The 13,946-nt window shown below is 49.1% G+C and carries 16 protein-coding genes; 9 read left to right on the top strand and 7 right to left on the bottom strand.

Going from position 1 to position 13,946, the window contains the following annotated elements; all coding sequences use genetic code 11:
* Window positions 1–24 precede the first annotated feature (24 nt).
* The 7 genes from ACMUEV_RS08720 to ACMUEV_RS08690 all read right to left on the bottom strand — a co-directional run bounded on the left by ACMUEV_RS08720 (window position 25) and on the right by ACMUEV_RS08690 (window position 5,634).
* Window positions 25–1,854: a hypothetical protein gene (locus ACMUEV_RS08720; protein ID WP_190651151.1), complete on the bottom strand. Its 1,830-nt coding sequence runs from the start codon at window positions 1,852–1,854 to the stop codon at window positions 25–27.
* Between the two features lie 66 nt (window positions 1,855–1,920).
* Complete coding sequence (locus ACMUEV_RS08715) at window positions 1,921–2,787, bottom strand: hypothetical protein (RefSeq protein WP_190651149.1); 867 nt, start codon at window positions 2,785–2,787, stop codon at window positions 1,921–1,923.
* A gap of 11 nt (window positions 2,788–2,798) precedes the next feature.
* Window positions 2,799–3,215: a hypothetical protein gene (locus ACMUEV_RS08710; RefSeq protein WP_190651147.1), complete on the bottom strand. Its 417-nt coding sequence runs from the start codon at window positions 3,213–3,215 to the stop codon at window positions 2,799–2,801.
* Window positions 3,212–3,367, bottom strand: a complete 156-nt coding sequence (locus ACMUEV_RS08705; protein ID WP_190651145.1) for a hypothetical protein — start codon at window positions 3,365–3,367, stop codon at window positions 3,212–3,214. The genes ACMUEV_RS08710 and ACMUEV_RS08705 overlap by 4 nt, the downstream gene beginning before the upstream one ends.
* Complete coding sequence (locus ACMUEV_RS08700; RefSeq protein WP_190651144.1) at window positions 3,364–3,693, bottom strand: hypothetical protein; 330 nt, start codon at window positions 3,691–3,693, stop codon at window positions 3,364–3,366. The genes ACMUEV_RS08705 and ACMUEV_RS08700 overlap by 4 nt, the downstream gene beginning before the upstream one ends.
* Before the next feature lie 376 nt (window positions 3,694–4,069).
* Window positions 4,070–5,056, bottom strand: coding sequence for a ParM/StbA family protein (locus ACMUEV_RS08695; RefSeq protein WP_190651142.1), 987 nt, complete (start codon window positions 5,054–5,056; stop codon window positions 4,070–4,072).
* Window positions 5,057–5,337: 281 nt separating this feature from the next.
* Window positions 5,338–5,634 (bottom strand): hypothetical protein, encoded by a 297-nt coding sequence (locus ACMUEV_RS08690; protein WP_190651140.1) that lies wholly within the window; start codon window positions 5,632–5,634, stop codon window positions 5,338–5,340.
* Between the two features lie 505 nt (window positions 5,635–6,139).
* On the opposite strand from ACMUEV_RS08690, the gene ACMUEV_RS08685 reads away from it, so the two are divergent.
* The 9 genes from ACMUEV_RS08685 to ACMUEV_RS08645 all read left to right on the top strand — a co-directional run bounded on the left by ACMUEV_RS08685 (window position 6,140) and on the right by ACMUEV_RS08645 (window position 13,937).
* Window positions 6,140–6,361 (top strand): hypothetical protein, encoded by a 222-nt coding sequence (locus tag ACMUEV_RS08685; RefSeq protein ID WP_190651138.1) that lies wholly within the window; start codon window positions 6,140–6,142, stop codon window positions 6,359–6,361.
* A 41-nt stretch (window positions 6,362–6,402) separates the two neighbouring features.
* Window positions 6,403–6,933 (top strand): hypothetical protein, encoded by a 531-nt coding sequence (locus tag ACMUEV_RS08680; protein ID WP_190651135.1) that lies wholly within the window; start codon window positions 6,403–6,405, stop codon window positions 6,931–6,933.
* 104 nt (window positions 6,934–7,037) lie between these two features.
* A complete protein-coding gene (locus tag ACMUEV_RS08675; RefSeq protein WP_190651133.1) occupies window positions 7,038–7,226 on the top strand; it encodes a hypothetical protein in 189 nt (62 codons plus the stop codon).
* Window positions 7,227–7,268: 42 nt separating this feature from the next.
* Window positions 7,269–7,946: a hypothetical protein gene (locus tag ACMUEV_RS08670; protein ID WP_190651131.1), complete on the top strand. Its 678-nt coding sequence runs from the start codon at window positions 7,269–7,271 to the stop codon at window positions 7,944–7,946.
* Entirely contained in the window at window positions 7,946–8,125 is a 180-nt protein-coding gene (locus tag ACMUEV_RS08665; protein WP_190651129.1) for a hypothetical protein, read from the top strand. Before ACMUEV_RS08670 ends, ACMUEV_RS08665 begins: the two co-directional genes overlap by 1 nt.
* A 2-nt stretch (window positions 8,126–8,127) precedes the next feature.
* Entirely contained in the window at window positions 8,128–12,399 is a 4,272-nt protein-coding gene (locus tag ACMUEV_RS08660; protein ID WP_415354755.1) for a tape measure protein, read from the top strand.
* A gap of 148 nt (window positions 12,400–12,547) precedes the next feature.
* Entirely contained in the window at window positions 12,548–12,754 is a 207-nt protein-coding gene (locus ACMUEV_RS08655) for a hypothetical protein (protein WP_190647649.1), read from the top strand.
* Window positions 12,741–13,424, top strand: coding sequence for a hypothetical protein (locus ACMUEV_RS08650; protein ID WP_190647653.1), 684 nt, complete (start codon window positions 12,741–12,743; stop codon window positions 13,422–13,424). The genes ACMUEV_RS08655 and ACMUEV_RS08650 overlap by 14 nt, the downstream gene beginning before the upstream one ends.
* Window positions 13,425–13,427: 3 nt before the next feature.
* Window positions 13,428–13,937, top strand: coding sequence for a hypothetical protein (locus ACMUEV_RS08645; protein ID WP_017291272.1), 510 nt, complete (start codon window positions 13,428–13,430; stop codon window positions 13,935–13,937).
* The last annotated feature ends 9 nt before the right edge of the window (window positions 13,938–13,946 follow it).

Below are 13,946 nucleotides of genomic sequence, written 5' to 3'. Positions count from 1 at the left end.
CCGATACAGTGATACAGGAGGCTGCTAACTGTTAGCAAAGAAGGTTCCGTCAATCTCGTAGATTTCACTTTCGAGCGTCATTACATCCAGATAAAGCTTGATGTCATCGGTAGACATTCCCTTAACAGGCTTTCTCGCTCTAGCGGACAAATCACGAGGTTTAGATCCTTCACCATTCGCCAGTAAGAATCGCTTGATTTCTGTTCTGATTGCGAGTTCTGATGAGTCAGATTCCGTGTCATCAGATGGCATTGAGTCACCATGATAGAACTGCTCAACTGGGTGTTCGGCTTCAGTCGATTGCATTAAAGATTCGAGCGAAATCCTGCGAGATTTTGGCTCTATTTTGGGTTCTGATTTAGCAGGAACATCTCGAACTAAATCGTGATAAACCGGAGTGATTCCCCACGAATTTGTAATCGAGTCAAAGTACACTCGTCCGGTTTCGTTCAATTGGGATTGAGTCGGTTCACCAGAGAAGAAAGTCGAGCGATTGGCAATCAAACCTTGATTCGATTTCGCTAATAACAACACCCGTCTGTAAACATTGCGAGTTCCGCCACTGATGCCAAAGTCGCTAGTGTTAGGTGATTGAGAAACCAACCATCCATATTGTTTAGAACTCCGTCCCATCGAAGACAGCGCGTTGAATCCTGCCATCAGTCCCTTGAACCACTGCCCGGTCTTTTCCTTCACCGCCAAGGCTTCATCGAAAATCAGAAGCTTCATTGGTGCATGCAAGTTTTGAAACTCTGCAATGAAGTTATCGATTGCGTCTTGGATAGCTTCCATGTCCTCAGCAGGCGTAAATGGACGAATAGGACATTGCAGTAATCGATCGCATGATTTCCAGTAATCGACCTCTGATGGGTCTGATTTAGGATCAATCGCCCAAATCTGGCAATCAGGGTGTAACTGTTTAATCCAGCGAGTTGCATACGCGATTGTGAGTCCTTTACCCGCCCCTGGTTGACCGACGATCAAAGTCGATTGCAGATGTTCAGCGAGAGATTTCGCAATGTCCTCTGATGCCTGTTTTTGAGCCACAGAAGCGACACTTTGAATCATTGGCGATGATTGCACCTCTACCGCGTTTAAGCGGGTACTGGAGCCAATCTGCGGGGGTTGGAATGATGCTCTCGCTTCATCCCCTACGATTGCACCTGCGCTTTGTAATCCGTACTGAGGGAATCGCTTCGACGCTTCTGGTAGATGGCTTGTATAGATTTGCGGATTGCCTAGAACATCTCGCAATGCTTGAGGATTCGCAAAGTAGCTCTGAATCGTACCCGCAAGAAAAGCATCAATGAGGAACTGATAGCAAGCCCATCGTTGTGTCGGGTGAACATGGTTCATTGCCGATAGCAAGCCTTCTGGTGAGAAGTGGAGCAATTCATACTCAATCTTTTCGCGATCGCTCAAGTAGGCAGCATCCTCTCGAATCGAATCTCGCTGCCCTTGAATTGCAGCGACATCGTAAGCGTTTCCAGTTTCGGTCGAACCGGATAACTCAATATCGCGCTCTGCTTGGGTCTTGCTGGACAGTGGCATCAGTTGCAGCTTGCCAGTCTGTAGCCATTGAGCGAATACAGCCATTGAATAAGCAACCGCGCCACCCGCGACAACAAGAGAGCCTAATGGATTGCTGAGGATGAGTAGCGCGCTCCCTCCTGCAATTCCTGTAAGCCCTGAAACCTTGCCCACTCCAGCATCAATCTTGGATGTCTTGATCTCATTGCGTAGGGTATGTTTACGGGTTTCGATGAAGTTGAGCGTGTCGCCCATCTCCAGCAAGGTTGCAGGGAGAAGCTGATCATCGTGCATTAATTGAGGATTAAACTTGTCTAGAGCCATTTGATTTACCTCACCGGGGAACTTGAATGGAAAAAAGGGGAGTGTGATGGCTCCCCTTTGTCGTATCTATGCAGATTCAGATTTGTTGGCAGAAGGTTTTCTAAAGTTCAGTACTTTGGGGAATCGCTTCGACTCTCCCTCAGCCTTCACGATGTCCTCGTTGGCTTGCCACAGTGCCACAAACTTTTCTGCGACAAACACATTGATGTAAGTCCAAATTGCACAAGTGACGAACGCGCTAGGACTAAGGAACATGAACCGATAAAGCGGTGCGACGGCTGATGCAATGTCCACAACATAGGAAGCTCGGACAGTACCCGCAATCTTCTTGTGCTTAGCTGTGCCTGCTTCCTTGTAGGCTTTCGCCTCAATCTTCACCACGTCGATCGCTTCTTTTGGAACGTCACCCACTCGGAAGTTCTTCACCGATTCATAGTCCTGCCTTGCCTTGGCAACAGACTTTTTACCGCGCTGCAAGTTGGCTTGAACTCCCAGAATGACGATCGAGATAATGCCCGTCACGTAGAAGTTTGGATCAGCGAATGCAATGCCAATATTTTGAATACTGCCATTGTTAGGGCTGAACGGCTTCGGCATGAATGACGGGTGAGTTTCAGCAATGTATGAGCCATCAAACTTGCCCGTCTTAGAGAAGTAATTACCGATAGCGAGTGCTTGCCAATAAGACTCGGCAGAGCATAACCAGAAGTAGATCGCCATTGAACCGAGAAAGATTCTCTGCCCTCCCTTTGGAGCCGTACACCATTTGTAAAGGGCGGCTGGACGGGAGAAGAACCACGAGATCGAATCAGCCATCGAACCGAATACCTCATCAGCAGTCGGTTCAGTGTTGTGATTCGGCTTGGGCTGAGTTGAATCTGACCCAGTGGCTTTGGGCTGAGTTGAGTTGTTTTGAGCATTCCGAAGTGCCATGAGTGTTGCTCCTATTTGAGTAATGGGTGATCAGGGTTATTGCAAACGGTTGTATCTGGTGTGAATTTGCGATCCTTCCAGATCCCTGCACAGCGCTCGAACTTGTCGAAAATCAGTCGAGTTTGAGTCGGTTGCGTTTTCCAAAATGGAAGCCCTGGCTTGATTTGCTCTCGTCCGACATCGTTGATAATCAGGCGATGAATGTTCAACTGATCTGCTTTCTGAAATGCAGTAGCCTCTCGGTTTTGTGCATCGGCTTGCTTCTCTGCAATTTGGGCGCGCTGCTCAATCTCAGAGGTTCGTAGGTCGGTTTGGTGCTGCTTACCTGCTTTGATGAATAGCTGAGTGCCACCAATGACAGCAGAAAATAGCAGTAACCCGATACCCAGGTTTCGAGAGCCTTTGTAGAGTTGTTTGTGCAAAGTCATTTCGCCCTCCGTTGCTCGATCGCGGGAACATCAATCTTGAATCGAACGCCCTGGTCGCGTACCCAATAGCCAGAAATGAAAGCAAGCAGGACACAGCCAAATACGAAAATTCCGCTCATCATCGAGCCGTCATCACGGTGATAGTTGCTCATGACTCTTGCTCCATCCAGATACGCTGATCAAGTTGAGCCACAAGCGCTTTGAGTAAAGGCATTGCGTCATCTGGAACTCTAAAATTCGTGTGAATTGTTGCAATGTCCCAAGCATCGAAAGATGGATTGATTAGCGTGAACTCTTCAACGTAATCACCAAAACTTGCGTCGTCGATTTCTCCGTCAATGCGGAATGAAATCCACATTCCGATCGCTCCGACTAACTGAACCTTCTCAATGTAGAAAAGTTGTTCTAGCCTGTCGCCGAAGGTCGGGGCAAGGGCATCTGCAAGTGATTGAGAGTAATAACTCAGGTCAGGCTTCATAATGAAAAAGCTCCGATGATTTTGTAGTTGTGGGAGTGGAGCCGATCACTGAACTTTCCTAGGGCAAAGTGATCGGCTTTTGCGTGTCAAAGTCCTGCAAATGGAGGCGGTTTACTGGAAGGGTTAGCCTTTGCGTTGCCAGTACTCGCCTCATTCGGTATTGGTTCAGGTTCGTTTTTCGTGAGTACTGGTGAGTACTGGTGAGTACTCATGTTTTTGAGTCCAGAATCAGTCGCTACGCAGTTGGTACTGCCTAGAGCAGTCATCAAGACATGATTAGCAGCGTCATCAATTGAGCAGTACTCGCCTGAGTCAACTAACTTTTGAAGTCTTGCAATTGCGGTAGCGCTTAGCTGAACACTGTTTTTCTTTTGGCTCATAAAGACATCCCTTTGATCGTGATGTCTTGCGGGTTTTCTGCAATCTTGAAACGTCCGCTTGTCGATCGCTCAATCTCGGTCGCTAGTGGAGCAGAACCGCCAACTAGCAAAACCTCGCCCAAATCAGCGAAGTATGCCGCCCATTGCCCTCGCGCAGTGCTGCGAATATTGTCTAACCATTCCTCAACACATCCATCGAAATGAGCCGCAAAACTTACACCGTTACACCCAGTCGTATAGGTTCCGTTTTCAATCCCGTCCAGAATTGAGCCGATGCCTGCTGATTGTCCGGTAGCTTTCAGAAGCCTTGCTTGGATGCTATGTCCTAGCGCGTTTGTTCCTGGAAGGGTGATTGATGCTTCTCGGATTGGTGTTCCATCTGGAGCGTAGAGCCGTCCTGAACTTGTGCCGCCGCCAAAATCAATTACGCCGTTGATTGCGCCCGTCCATTGATACAAACCGTTTCGGATGCCATAGCGATAAGCCGCTGCTGTTTCCTCGATCGCTGTCGCTTTGGCAATTGTGACGATTAAATCCTTGCCATTGCGCTTATAGTCGTGAGTGCCTTCGAGAGACTTCACAGCTTTGATTGCTTCATCGTTTCGCGCATCTGGTACTGCAATCATGAGGTTTTCGATCCGCAGGATATCCATGCCTTGATTTGGCTCCAGTGCCGCAAAAACCAAGTCAGCCATCATTGCGATCTTGCCTTTGTCGAATGCAGCTTTACCTTTCAGAGATTTTGCCAGTGAGCCTACTGCGTAGACTCGATCGCCACGCTCAATTACTACTGTCGAGTCGTTGTGTTGCGGATAATCTTCAAAGCTCAGGTCAAAATCGCGAACCACCGAGGGTAGCCGGATGATTTGACCTTTGGGATTAATGAACTCGGTAAAGCGGTTGCCGGGATTAACGCAGAGAGTTTCACGAATTGCCTGATAGTTTCGGTTGATTTTCTGCAGTTCAGTCATTGTTGAAGCCATGATGCTTTCCTGTTATTGATATGAACAAAAAAAATGGCTCCAACCTTGAGTCAGAGCCAGTTGAGAGATTTAACGCTTCGCGTCAAGGCTCGTGATCGGCGGACGATCTTGTGGAGCCTGCTTGGTTTGCGACTTCGCGGGACTTAGGTAGATAAAGGCGCAAGCTCCAAGCACAGCCAGAAGTAGAAAGCTTTTCAGCATAATAGAGTTACCTCAATGATTTGACGGTTGTTGAGCTAGGCGCGATTTTGCTGTGGAAGGCATCGCGCCTTTTGATTTGGCTAATCGAGTTGCGCCGTTGTGGGCATCGTAGGAAGTTGCAGAGCTGGAATCTTGATGTTGATTCCGAATCCTTCTAGCCAAGGCGAAAGCACGTTGTTGAAGTAGTTCCGAGTTTTGCGCCCAGTTGAAATCCCCCAGTTGCAGACGAAGCCGATTGCCGCAAAGAATGCAACTATGTTTTCCCAAATCGTTTTGTAGTCGAGTGTTGTAGATGCTTGATCGAAGTCGTCAACATGAAATGTGATTCTGCGCGAGAGGTAAGCTCCAAGCGACAAACCAATTAATAGAGTGAGCATTTGAATGCCTCCTGAAATGAGTTGAGTGAGTACTGGAAGAATCCAGAGGATCGCTTTGCGGAATAAGCAAAGGCAATCTCTGAAATCTCTAAGCAGGCATCAAATCATCGAAGCTGGAGCCAGTCACAGCAAGAGCCTCTTGCAATGAATCCTCGGTGCAAACTTCGAGTCGATCCCATCGATCCTCAACACGGCAAAACCCCGTATCAGATTCGATGCAGTAATAAAAAATGCCGTCGAAATAGGTCATTGAAATATCCAAACTCAGGAGAGTGAAGCGTTTCGTTTCTCACAGCTATGTAGTCTCTGCCTGGGTTTCGGTTCACCCAGCAACCTATTCGCCTCGCTCACATATTTAATGTAGCGCACGTTGTCCGACATTGTGTGTAAATGTCGGACAAATTTTCTTATTGAAACCCTTGAAAGTTATAAGTCAACTTGTCCGACAATGTGGGACAAGTGGATTAGGATGGGAGATGTAATGTTTAATGAGTAGGAGCGAAAAATGAACGAACTGTTGGTAATGGCTAAAAAGAAGGTGTCGTATCGTCTTGATGAGAACTGCTTGGAAGCGATCGCGAGAATCGCAACCAAGGACGATCGCAGTGACAACTATGTAGTGAACGCACTGCTGACAGATGCCCTTAAAAGCCTGGGATATCTAGACAAAGAGGGAAATCTAACAGAACGAGACAAGGAGTATTCCAGAAAGGATGGTGCTAATTAATGACAACCCTAAGCACTACCCAAGACGGAGGATACTGAATCGTGAACCCACTCCACTCCCACATCTCAGCTTGGCTTCAACGCCCAGAAATCCAGCAATGGCTTCAGAGTTTTCCCGAAAACATCCGCTGGAGAGTCCTGGATAATTTGCCAAGCTTCATCGAAAATTACGACCCACTGAATTTTTGGGTTGAGTATTCAGTCTTGATTAAGATCTCGGACGAGGAAGTTCAAGTTTTTGGCTTTGAGCGCTCCGATTTGAAGTTCTGGCTTCTTGATAGCGATGTTCAGGTTCACCGCTGCGATTATTCACTGCACGACTACCTAGCCTCGCTCCCCGCCCCGACGCAAGACGATCTTCGCAAAGCTCGACTGTTGGCATCGCAAGGGGTTTCCCGTGAGCAGGTCTACGAATTTTTAGGCTGCCAGCTTGCGACAGAAATTGAGAATGCGATCGCGCTAGGACACGAGCAAACTGGCAGCAAGAGTGATTTTCGCAAAGCGACTGAGGATGGACATCTTCCAAGCATCATCAAACTTTTGCGGCGATTCGGATGGAGAGAAGCGGGTTAGCGCTGCACTGGTGCAGCACCCTGAAACCTAGTTAGGGCAAGCGTTATTGCGATTCCAATAACGCTTTGTGCAGCAGTTAGCGCCGCACTTACTGGCTCCGGCAAGTGGCTCAAACCAAAAAACCGCGCCCAGTCGCCCAGGCACGGCTTTTCAGAGAATTTATCACCAAGAAAAGGATACAAGCCTTTCCCGAAAAAGAAACGACGATGCCTGCTGGGTATCGTCGTTTCTTTGTAGACGTTGGGCTTCATCCGAGCGAAACAGAAATCGCTTCTGATAAGCCTATCTTATAGTATTTTTCATAGAATATAGATATAGATTATTAGACGCGGCTTATGTCAGAGCAAACAGAATTGACGACGGAACAGCAGATCGAGCAGCTAACTCAGCAATATGCTCAGATCGTCCTTGAACGCGCTTATGCAAGGCACGGAGGGCAGTCAGAGAAATTCCCTGAGTTCTGGGAGCGGGCGCGACAAAGTGAAATCGTCTTGACGGAAGACCACCAAATCACGATTGGAGGACGGCTTGCAGATTTTTACGTGGGTCGTGAGCGAAAATCTCCTGAAGTCGAGGAGCATTTCTTCAACTTTGCAGCTCGCAACGCAGCAAATGCAGAATCAACAGCGCCTTCCCAAACTCAGCAAGATTCTTCGCCAGCGCCCAGGGCAGCGGCAACCCCTGATGTTCTGTATGTGTCTCAGGCTCAACTCAACGATCGCCGATTCATGCGAGCGGCTGGAACCGAGATTTTGACGGCAATTAGAGATGGGCGAATCGTTGTTAATAATTCAAAGGCAGTGCAGCACGTTGCCGAAATTCAGGAATTCCTTGCACCAAAACAAGCAGAGCCAGCGCCTACAGCAAAGCCAGCGCCAGCGCCGAAGCGAACGACTCAGATCACCAAAGCTCAAGCGATGAATCGCAACTTCACACGCAAGCTTGAAGCTGAATGGTCAGAGCAGGGCGGCTATCTGAAAAATGTTCAAAACGGAAACATCCGGATCGTCTGATGAAAGAGCAAGATCTTGACCCCGGAATCCTTAACGCGATCGCTCATGCCAGTATCCAGATTGAAAGACTGGAGACTGGCAGTCCCGAAGAAAAACGCATTGCTGTAATGCTTTGCGTAATTCACTTCGGGATTTTCTTTGGCTCATTTATTCAAAACTATAAAAACATCATCGAATAGCCATGTCCGACAATTCCCTTGGCAGATTAGAGCTTGAGCTAACAGCGGATGCTTCAAAGCTCAAAGCCGAAATCGAGGCATCAGAGCGCATTGCTAAGCAGAAGTCAGAGTCTATCAATAAGTCGATTCAACTGGCTTTTAGCGGCGATTTCGGCGGCAAAGGCAAGCAGATTGGCGACAGTGTTGTGATCGGGATTGAGTTTTCGCTAAAGAATGCTCGATCAAAAACATCTAAAGCCGTTGAAGATTCCCTTGGGAATTCGTCGCAGCATCAATCCCACGGCAAGAAGATTGGCGACGGTATCTCCAACGGAATCCAGCAATCTCTCAAAGCCAGTACAGGCGCACTCCAGAACATTATTAACGGCATCTTTCAGGGAGTTGGGCAGCAAATCTTTAGATCCTTGTCTGGGATGGTTGGCGGCGGATTTAGCTTTATTGGGGATTCAGTTGGACAGGCGAACAAGATCGAAGCACTGACGACTGCATTGAAATATGTCAGCGGCAACTCCCAGGAAGCCGTGGTGAACATTAAGTTTCTGCGCGATGCTTCTGATCAACTGGGATACAGCCTGACGACGCTGATTCCTGGATTCAATAGTCTGGCAGCATCGACGAAGGGAACGCAGCTAGAAGGACAGGAAACGAGAAACATTTTTTACTCGATCGTCGAAGCAGGTCGAACTCTCGGACTGTCTAACGAACAAATCAAAAATTCACTCCTAGCTGTCAGTCAGATGGCGGGGAAAAATATCGTGTCGATGGAAGAATTACGTGGGCAACTCGGTGAAAGCCTTCCATCGGCGATCCAAATCTTTGCCCGTGCGATGGGCGTTTCTGTCCAGCAGTTTACCAAGATGGTTGAGTCAGGGCAGGTCGGAGCCGATGCCCTGACGAAGTTTTCACGGCAAATCAACAAAGAAATGGGCAGTGCTGTTCCTGCGGCACTCAACACTGCGGCGGCTGCATCAACGAATTTGCAGAATCAAATCGAAAAGCTCCAAGAGAATCTTGGCAAGGGATTGCAGCCTGCGACAACTGCCAGCGCAAAGTTCCTTGCCCAGACTCTAGCCGAAATTCAGAACTCAACAGCGTTCGATGCGCTAAATGCCGAGGCGACTAAGTTCGCAGACTTCCTCAAGGAAAATCCCCAGTATGCAAAGTTGCTTGGCTCCGCGCTGGATGAGTTACTAACGACCGGAATGAAGGCGCTAGTTGCCGAGGCTGAACGTCTCCTGCAGTATCTTGAAAAGAATCCAGATGCAATCAAACAGGGGATTGCCCAGATCGCAGACTTCGGAAAGATTGTTGCAGACGTGGTTCGATTCTGTGGCGAAGTTGCAGGGAACCTCAAGACCTGGAATGAATGGCTGAGAAAATCCAATGAAGTTCTCTATGGCTCTGGGAACCTGCTTGAAGGCGTGAATAAGTTTCTGGACTATTCCAAGTCAGTGCTGACAACTTGGCAGGGCATCGTCAGCACAATGGCGAACGCCACAGGTATGAGTTCAGACCTTAAGCAGACCGGGAATGAACGCCCAGACTCGAAGGCGGCGGCATTGCGAGACGCGATCATGGGTCAGGAGTCCAGTGGCGATCACAGGGCTGTAAACACCAAGAGCGGCGCACTTGGCTTGTACCAGATCATGCCTGATAATCTTCCGTCATGGAGTAAAGCGGCGGTAGGTCGAGAGGTTTCCCCTGATGAGTTCCTGAATGACCCAAAATTGCAAACAAAGATCGCCAATCATCAGATGGCGACGATGTTTAGAACAGCGATGAATTCTTCTGGTGGGAATGAAGATATTGCAGTTCGTAAGGTCGCGTCTGAGTGGTACTCAGGGCAGCAAGGCTTATACGATGACCCGACACCGCAAAGCTATGGCGGCGAGTCTTATCCAAGTATTCGGGATTATACGCTGTCAGTCTTGCAGCGTTACAAACCGATCGCAGCAAAGTTAGGCAATCTCAATCAAAGCGGCAATGCTCCCCAGTCAGGCGGCGCTATGAGTGACAATAGCTCGGCTTCTGGCGGCATCAACACATCGTCTCGATCTATTTCTACTGAAACATCGAAAGGCGTTTCAGGCGTTGATTTCAATGCCGCGCCGCCGCAACAGCAGCAAGAAAAAATTTATCCGGTGATCGGAAATTTCCCCATTACCAGTGGTTATGGCAATCGTCAGCATCCTACGAGAGGCGGCATTCGTTTTCACGATGGTATTGACCTGGGAACACCCATAGGAACGCCCGTTGTTAGTCCGATGGACGGCAAGGTAATTCGTTCTGGTGGCACTCAGGGCAAGGACGGCGAATTCGGCGGGTACGGCAGATTAGTCGAAGTCGCGTTCAAGGACGGCACAACGGCATTCTTCGCCCACTTGTCTCAAAATTTAGTCAAGGTCGGGGAACAGGTTAAGGCTGGACAGATTCTTGCGAAAACTGGTAGCTCAGGCGACGGAACCGGTCCACATTTGCATTTAGGAGCATCGAAGAATGGGCAGTCGATTGACCCTTCGTTCCTACTCGGCTACAAGCGAATTAATTCCCCGACACAGGGAACAGCAGCAGGCAGCAATGCCCTCACCGACTTGCAGGCAGAGCAAGAGGCAGCGAAAGAAGCGCGGGAACTTCTCGCAAAGCGCAGAGCCAAGGATAAGGAAGCGACAGACCGTGCGCGGTTAGAGCGTGACCGTGACCTGGCATTGCAGCGACAGCGAGAAGATGCTGAGTCCGAATCCGCGATCTCTAAAACTCGAAATCCTGAACTCAAGTCACAACTTCAAAATCAAGCCCAGATCGCCCAGAAGAACCGCGCCGCAGAGGATCAGATTCAGAAGGCGAAGGATGACCTTGCTGATCTAATTGCCGCTAGAACTGCCAAGGTTCAGGATGGAGCCGAGGGCGGAATCGATTACAGCAAAGCGATCGAGAATCAGAAAAAATATATTGCTTCACTGGAAAGCTTGAAATCAAGCCTGTCGGAGGCTCCCAAAGCTGAATGGGCGAACAAGGTTACTGAGTCGCTGGAAAAGCTAACTAAGGCGACGAACGAAGGCGGCGATGCTGTTTTCGAGATGGCGAATCAATACGAAAATGGCGACTCACCAGCGATTCAACACATCAAAAATCTGAACTCTATTAATGCGGCGTATGAGTCCCAGAAGCAGCGCATCAACGAAACCTTGAAATCTGCCAAGGAACTTGCGGCGGTCGCTCCCAGTGCCGAACTGAGCGCGATTATCGGACGCAATGAAGCGAATCTTCAACGGCTAGATGAGGGGCAGAAACGCGCCATCGAACGCGCCAGCGCATTAGAGGAGCAAGCAGAGAAGGAACGCCAGAAGCAACAGCGCATCGATCAAATCTCTGCCAGCGGGGAACGCCGCAATACTCTAGCCAGTGGGCGGCTGGGATTGCTGCAAGGTCAGATTTCTTTCGGCAACCTGATCGGCGGTGACACCCGTGAATTGCAGCGAGAGGAGGCTTCACTGAAAGAAGCTCTGCGCTTCGAGGATCAGATCGACGGATTAAAGCAACTGCATGAGCAGGGCAAGATTTCTTGGCTAACCCTGAAAGATTTGACGGATCAAGCAGAGCAGCTTAACGCTGTGAATCTAGCGAGCATCAATCAGCAGTTCAACGAAACTCGCGAGATTATTAATGACGATGTTTTGCCGCCGTTTAAGAGCTTCGTGACTGAGATGTGGCAGGGTACTAAATCTGTCGGCGATGCGTTCAAAGATATGATCTCATCGTTGCTTCAGAACCTCGCGCAACTGGCAGTAAACAAACTGTTTACGAGTTTGTTTGGGAAACTGTTCGGCGGCATTGGTGGAGGATTTGCAGGCATTCCCGATATCGCTTCGCCCATTCTGAACTTTGCATCTGGCGGCGACGTGCCAGCGATCGGCGGTAACTCATTCAGAAGTGGCTACGGTGAAATCTCGGCTGCACTCAAGAGGGAAGGCTCCAACTCGATTCTGGCGGCATTGACCCCTGGTGAGAAGGTCTTGAACATCACTGAGGCGATGGCATACCGCAAGTTATTCCCGAACGGAATCGGCAGCGTTGCCAACTTTGCGATGGGCGGGGACGTTGGGGGAATCGCAACGATCGTACCAGGGGGTAGCTCAGGGCAGACAATCATCAACGTTCCGGTCACAGTTGGCAGCGACAGCAACATTGATCCGAAATCCCTGTCAGAAGCGGTCAGAGCGACCGTTAACGATGAAATCATCCGCCAGAAGCGACAGGGCGGACAGTTCTGGTGAGTCTACAAAGAAAAGCCGCCGCAATCCTCAAAGGACTACGGCGGCTTTTTCCTTCGACTGTATCTTAGACACTTCAGTTGCTCATATAAGCTTATCTTATATATTTGTTTGTAGACTTAAAGTATTGATTATGTATTGACTGGAATCTATGGCACAAGAATTTGCAAGAATTCCCCCGGCAGTCCTGCGTCTCAGTCCTGAGCAAGAACAACAGCTTCAAAATAAAATCGCCCAGGCTGAATTACAAGGCGATCTAGAGTTCGCCGCATTCCTGCGAGAAAACATCCGGGCGGCTCAAGCCGAATATCTGAAGGCGATTTATTTGTGGGAGGGCGGCGAAAATGGCAACGCATGATGGCGTAATTGATGATCAGAATTTCCCGTCTTTTCGGGCGGACATGAACAATTTATTTCAGGCGTTGATTACGGAATTTTCCGGGAACAGTCAGCCGCCAATCACATACCCGTTTCAACGATGGGTGGATACTTCGACATCGCCTGCAACGATCAAAAGGCGAAATTCAACGAACAATGCGTGGGTTGTCGTCGGTTATGGCGACACAACGAACGACGGTATGGCTACGGCGAACAATGCCGCACTGACAGGTGTTTCCACGGCTCCCACGGCAGCGGCAGGGACGAATACTACGCAGATTGCAAACTGCGCTTTTGTTCAGTCTGCGATCGCAAATAATCCATCGTGGCAGACTGCGGCTCTTATCAATGGCTGGACATCCAGTACAGGCGGGGGATTCCCAACGATCGCATATCGCAAACTCCCGACTGGTGCTGTTGTTTTACAGGGCGTTGCAACTAAAACAACTCCAGCAAATAGCGTGATCTTCACACTGCCTACTGGCTACCGACCGTCCGCAACTAGACGCTTTGTAAGCATGGATACGGTTCCAGCAGTTATAGACATTGCTTCGTCAGGTGATGTTTCAATTGTGTTCACTTTCACAGGCTCAGGAAGTCCACCCGCGACGGCTTTTGTTGTTTTAGATGGGATTCGCTTCGAGGTTTAGACGATGATTACGAAACAAGTTTACAAGTTCGATGCCGAGGGATTTTTGGCTGAGCCATTAGTCATGGAAATCCCCGAAAATATCGAAGAAGCAATTGTCTTAGGACTTCCCCACGATCCGGAGACAGGAGAATTTTCAGTGCCTCCAGTTCCGTACGATTGCACTGAACTGCATCCTACTCCAGGACTGTATCGCCCCAAATTCGATGGAATGCAATGGCAGGAAGGTGCAACGCCAGAAGAGATTGCAGAACTCAATCCGGCGCACGCGGACTGGGAACAGCTTCAAGCAAGACTGCGGGGAACGCCGTTGTTCGGCAAAGCAATGCTAACCAGTGCCGTCAACGCCTGGTCATTGCTGCTGTTTGCGCTGGGGACGAGCCGAAATGTTGATGATCTGCTATTTGCGCTCTCAGTGGTTCGCGCTGGGATGCCAGAAGATTTCTCCCAAACCGAGACTGAAGAATTGAACGCGATTCTTGCAGATTGCGGTTTTGAAATTAGTTTGAGTTAGAACAATTGG

It is taken from the genome of Leptolyngbya sp. FACHB-1624 (assembly GCF_047649235.1).
Classification (GTDB): domain Bacteria; phylum Cyanobacteriota; class Cyanobacteriia; order Leptolyngbyales; family Leptolyngbyaceae; genus Leptolyngbya; species Leptolyngbya boryana.
This window is presented reverse-complemented; position numbering and strand designations above follow the sequence as displayed.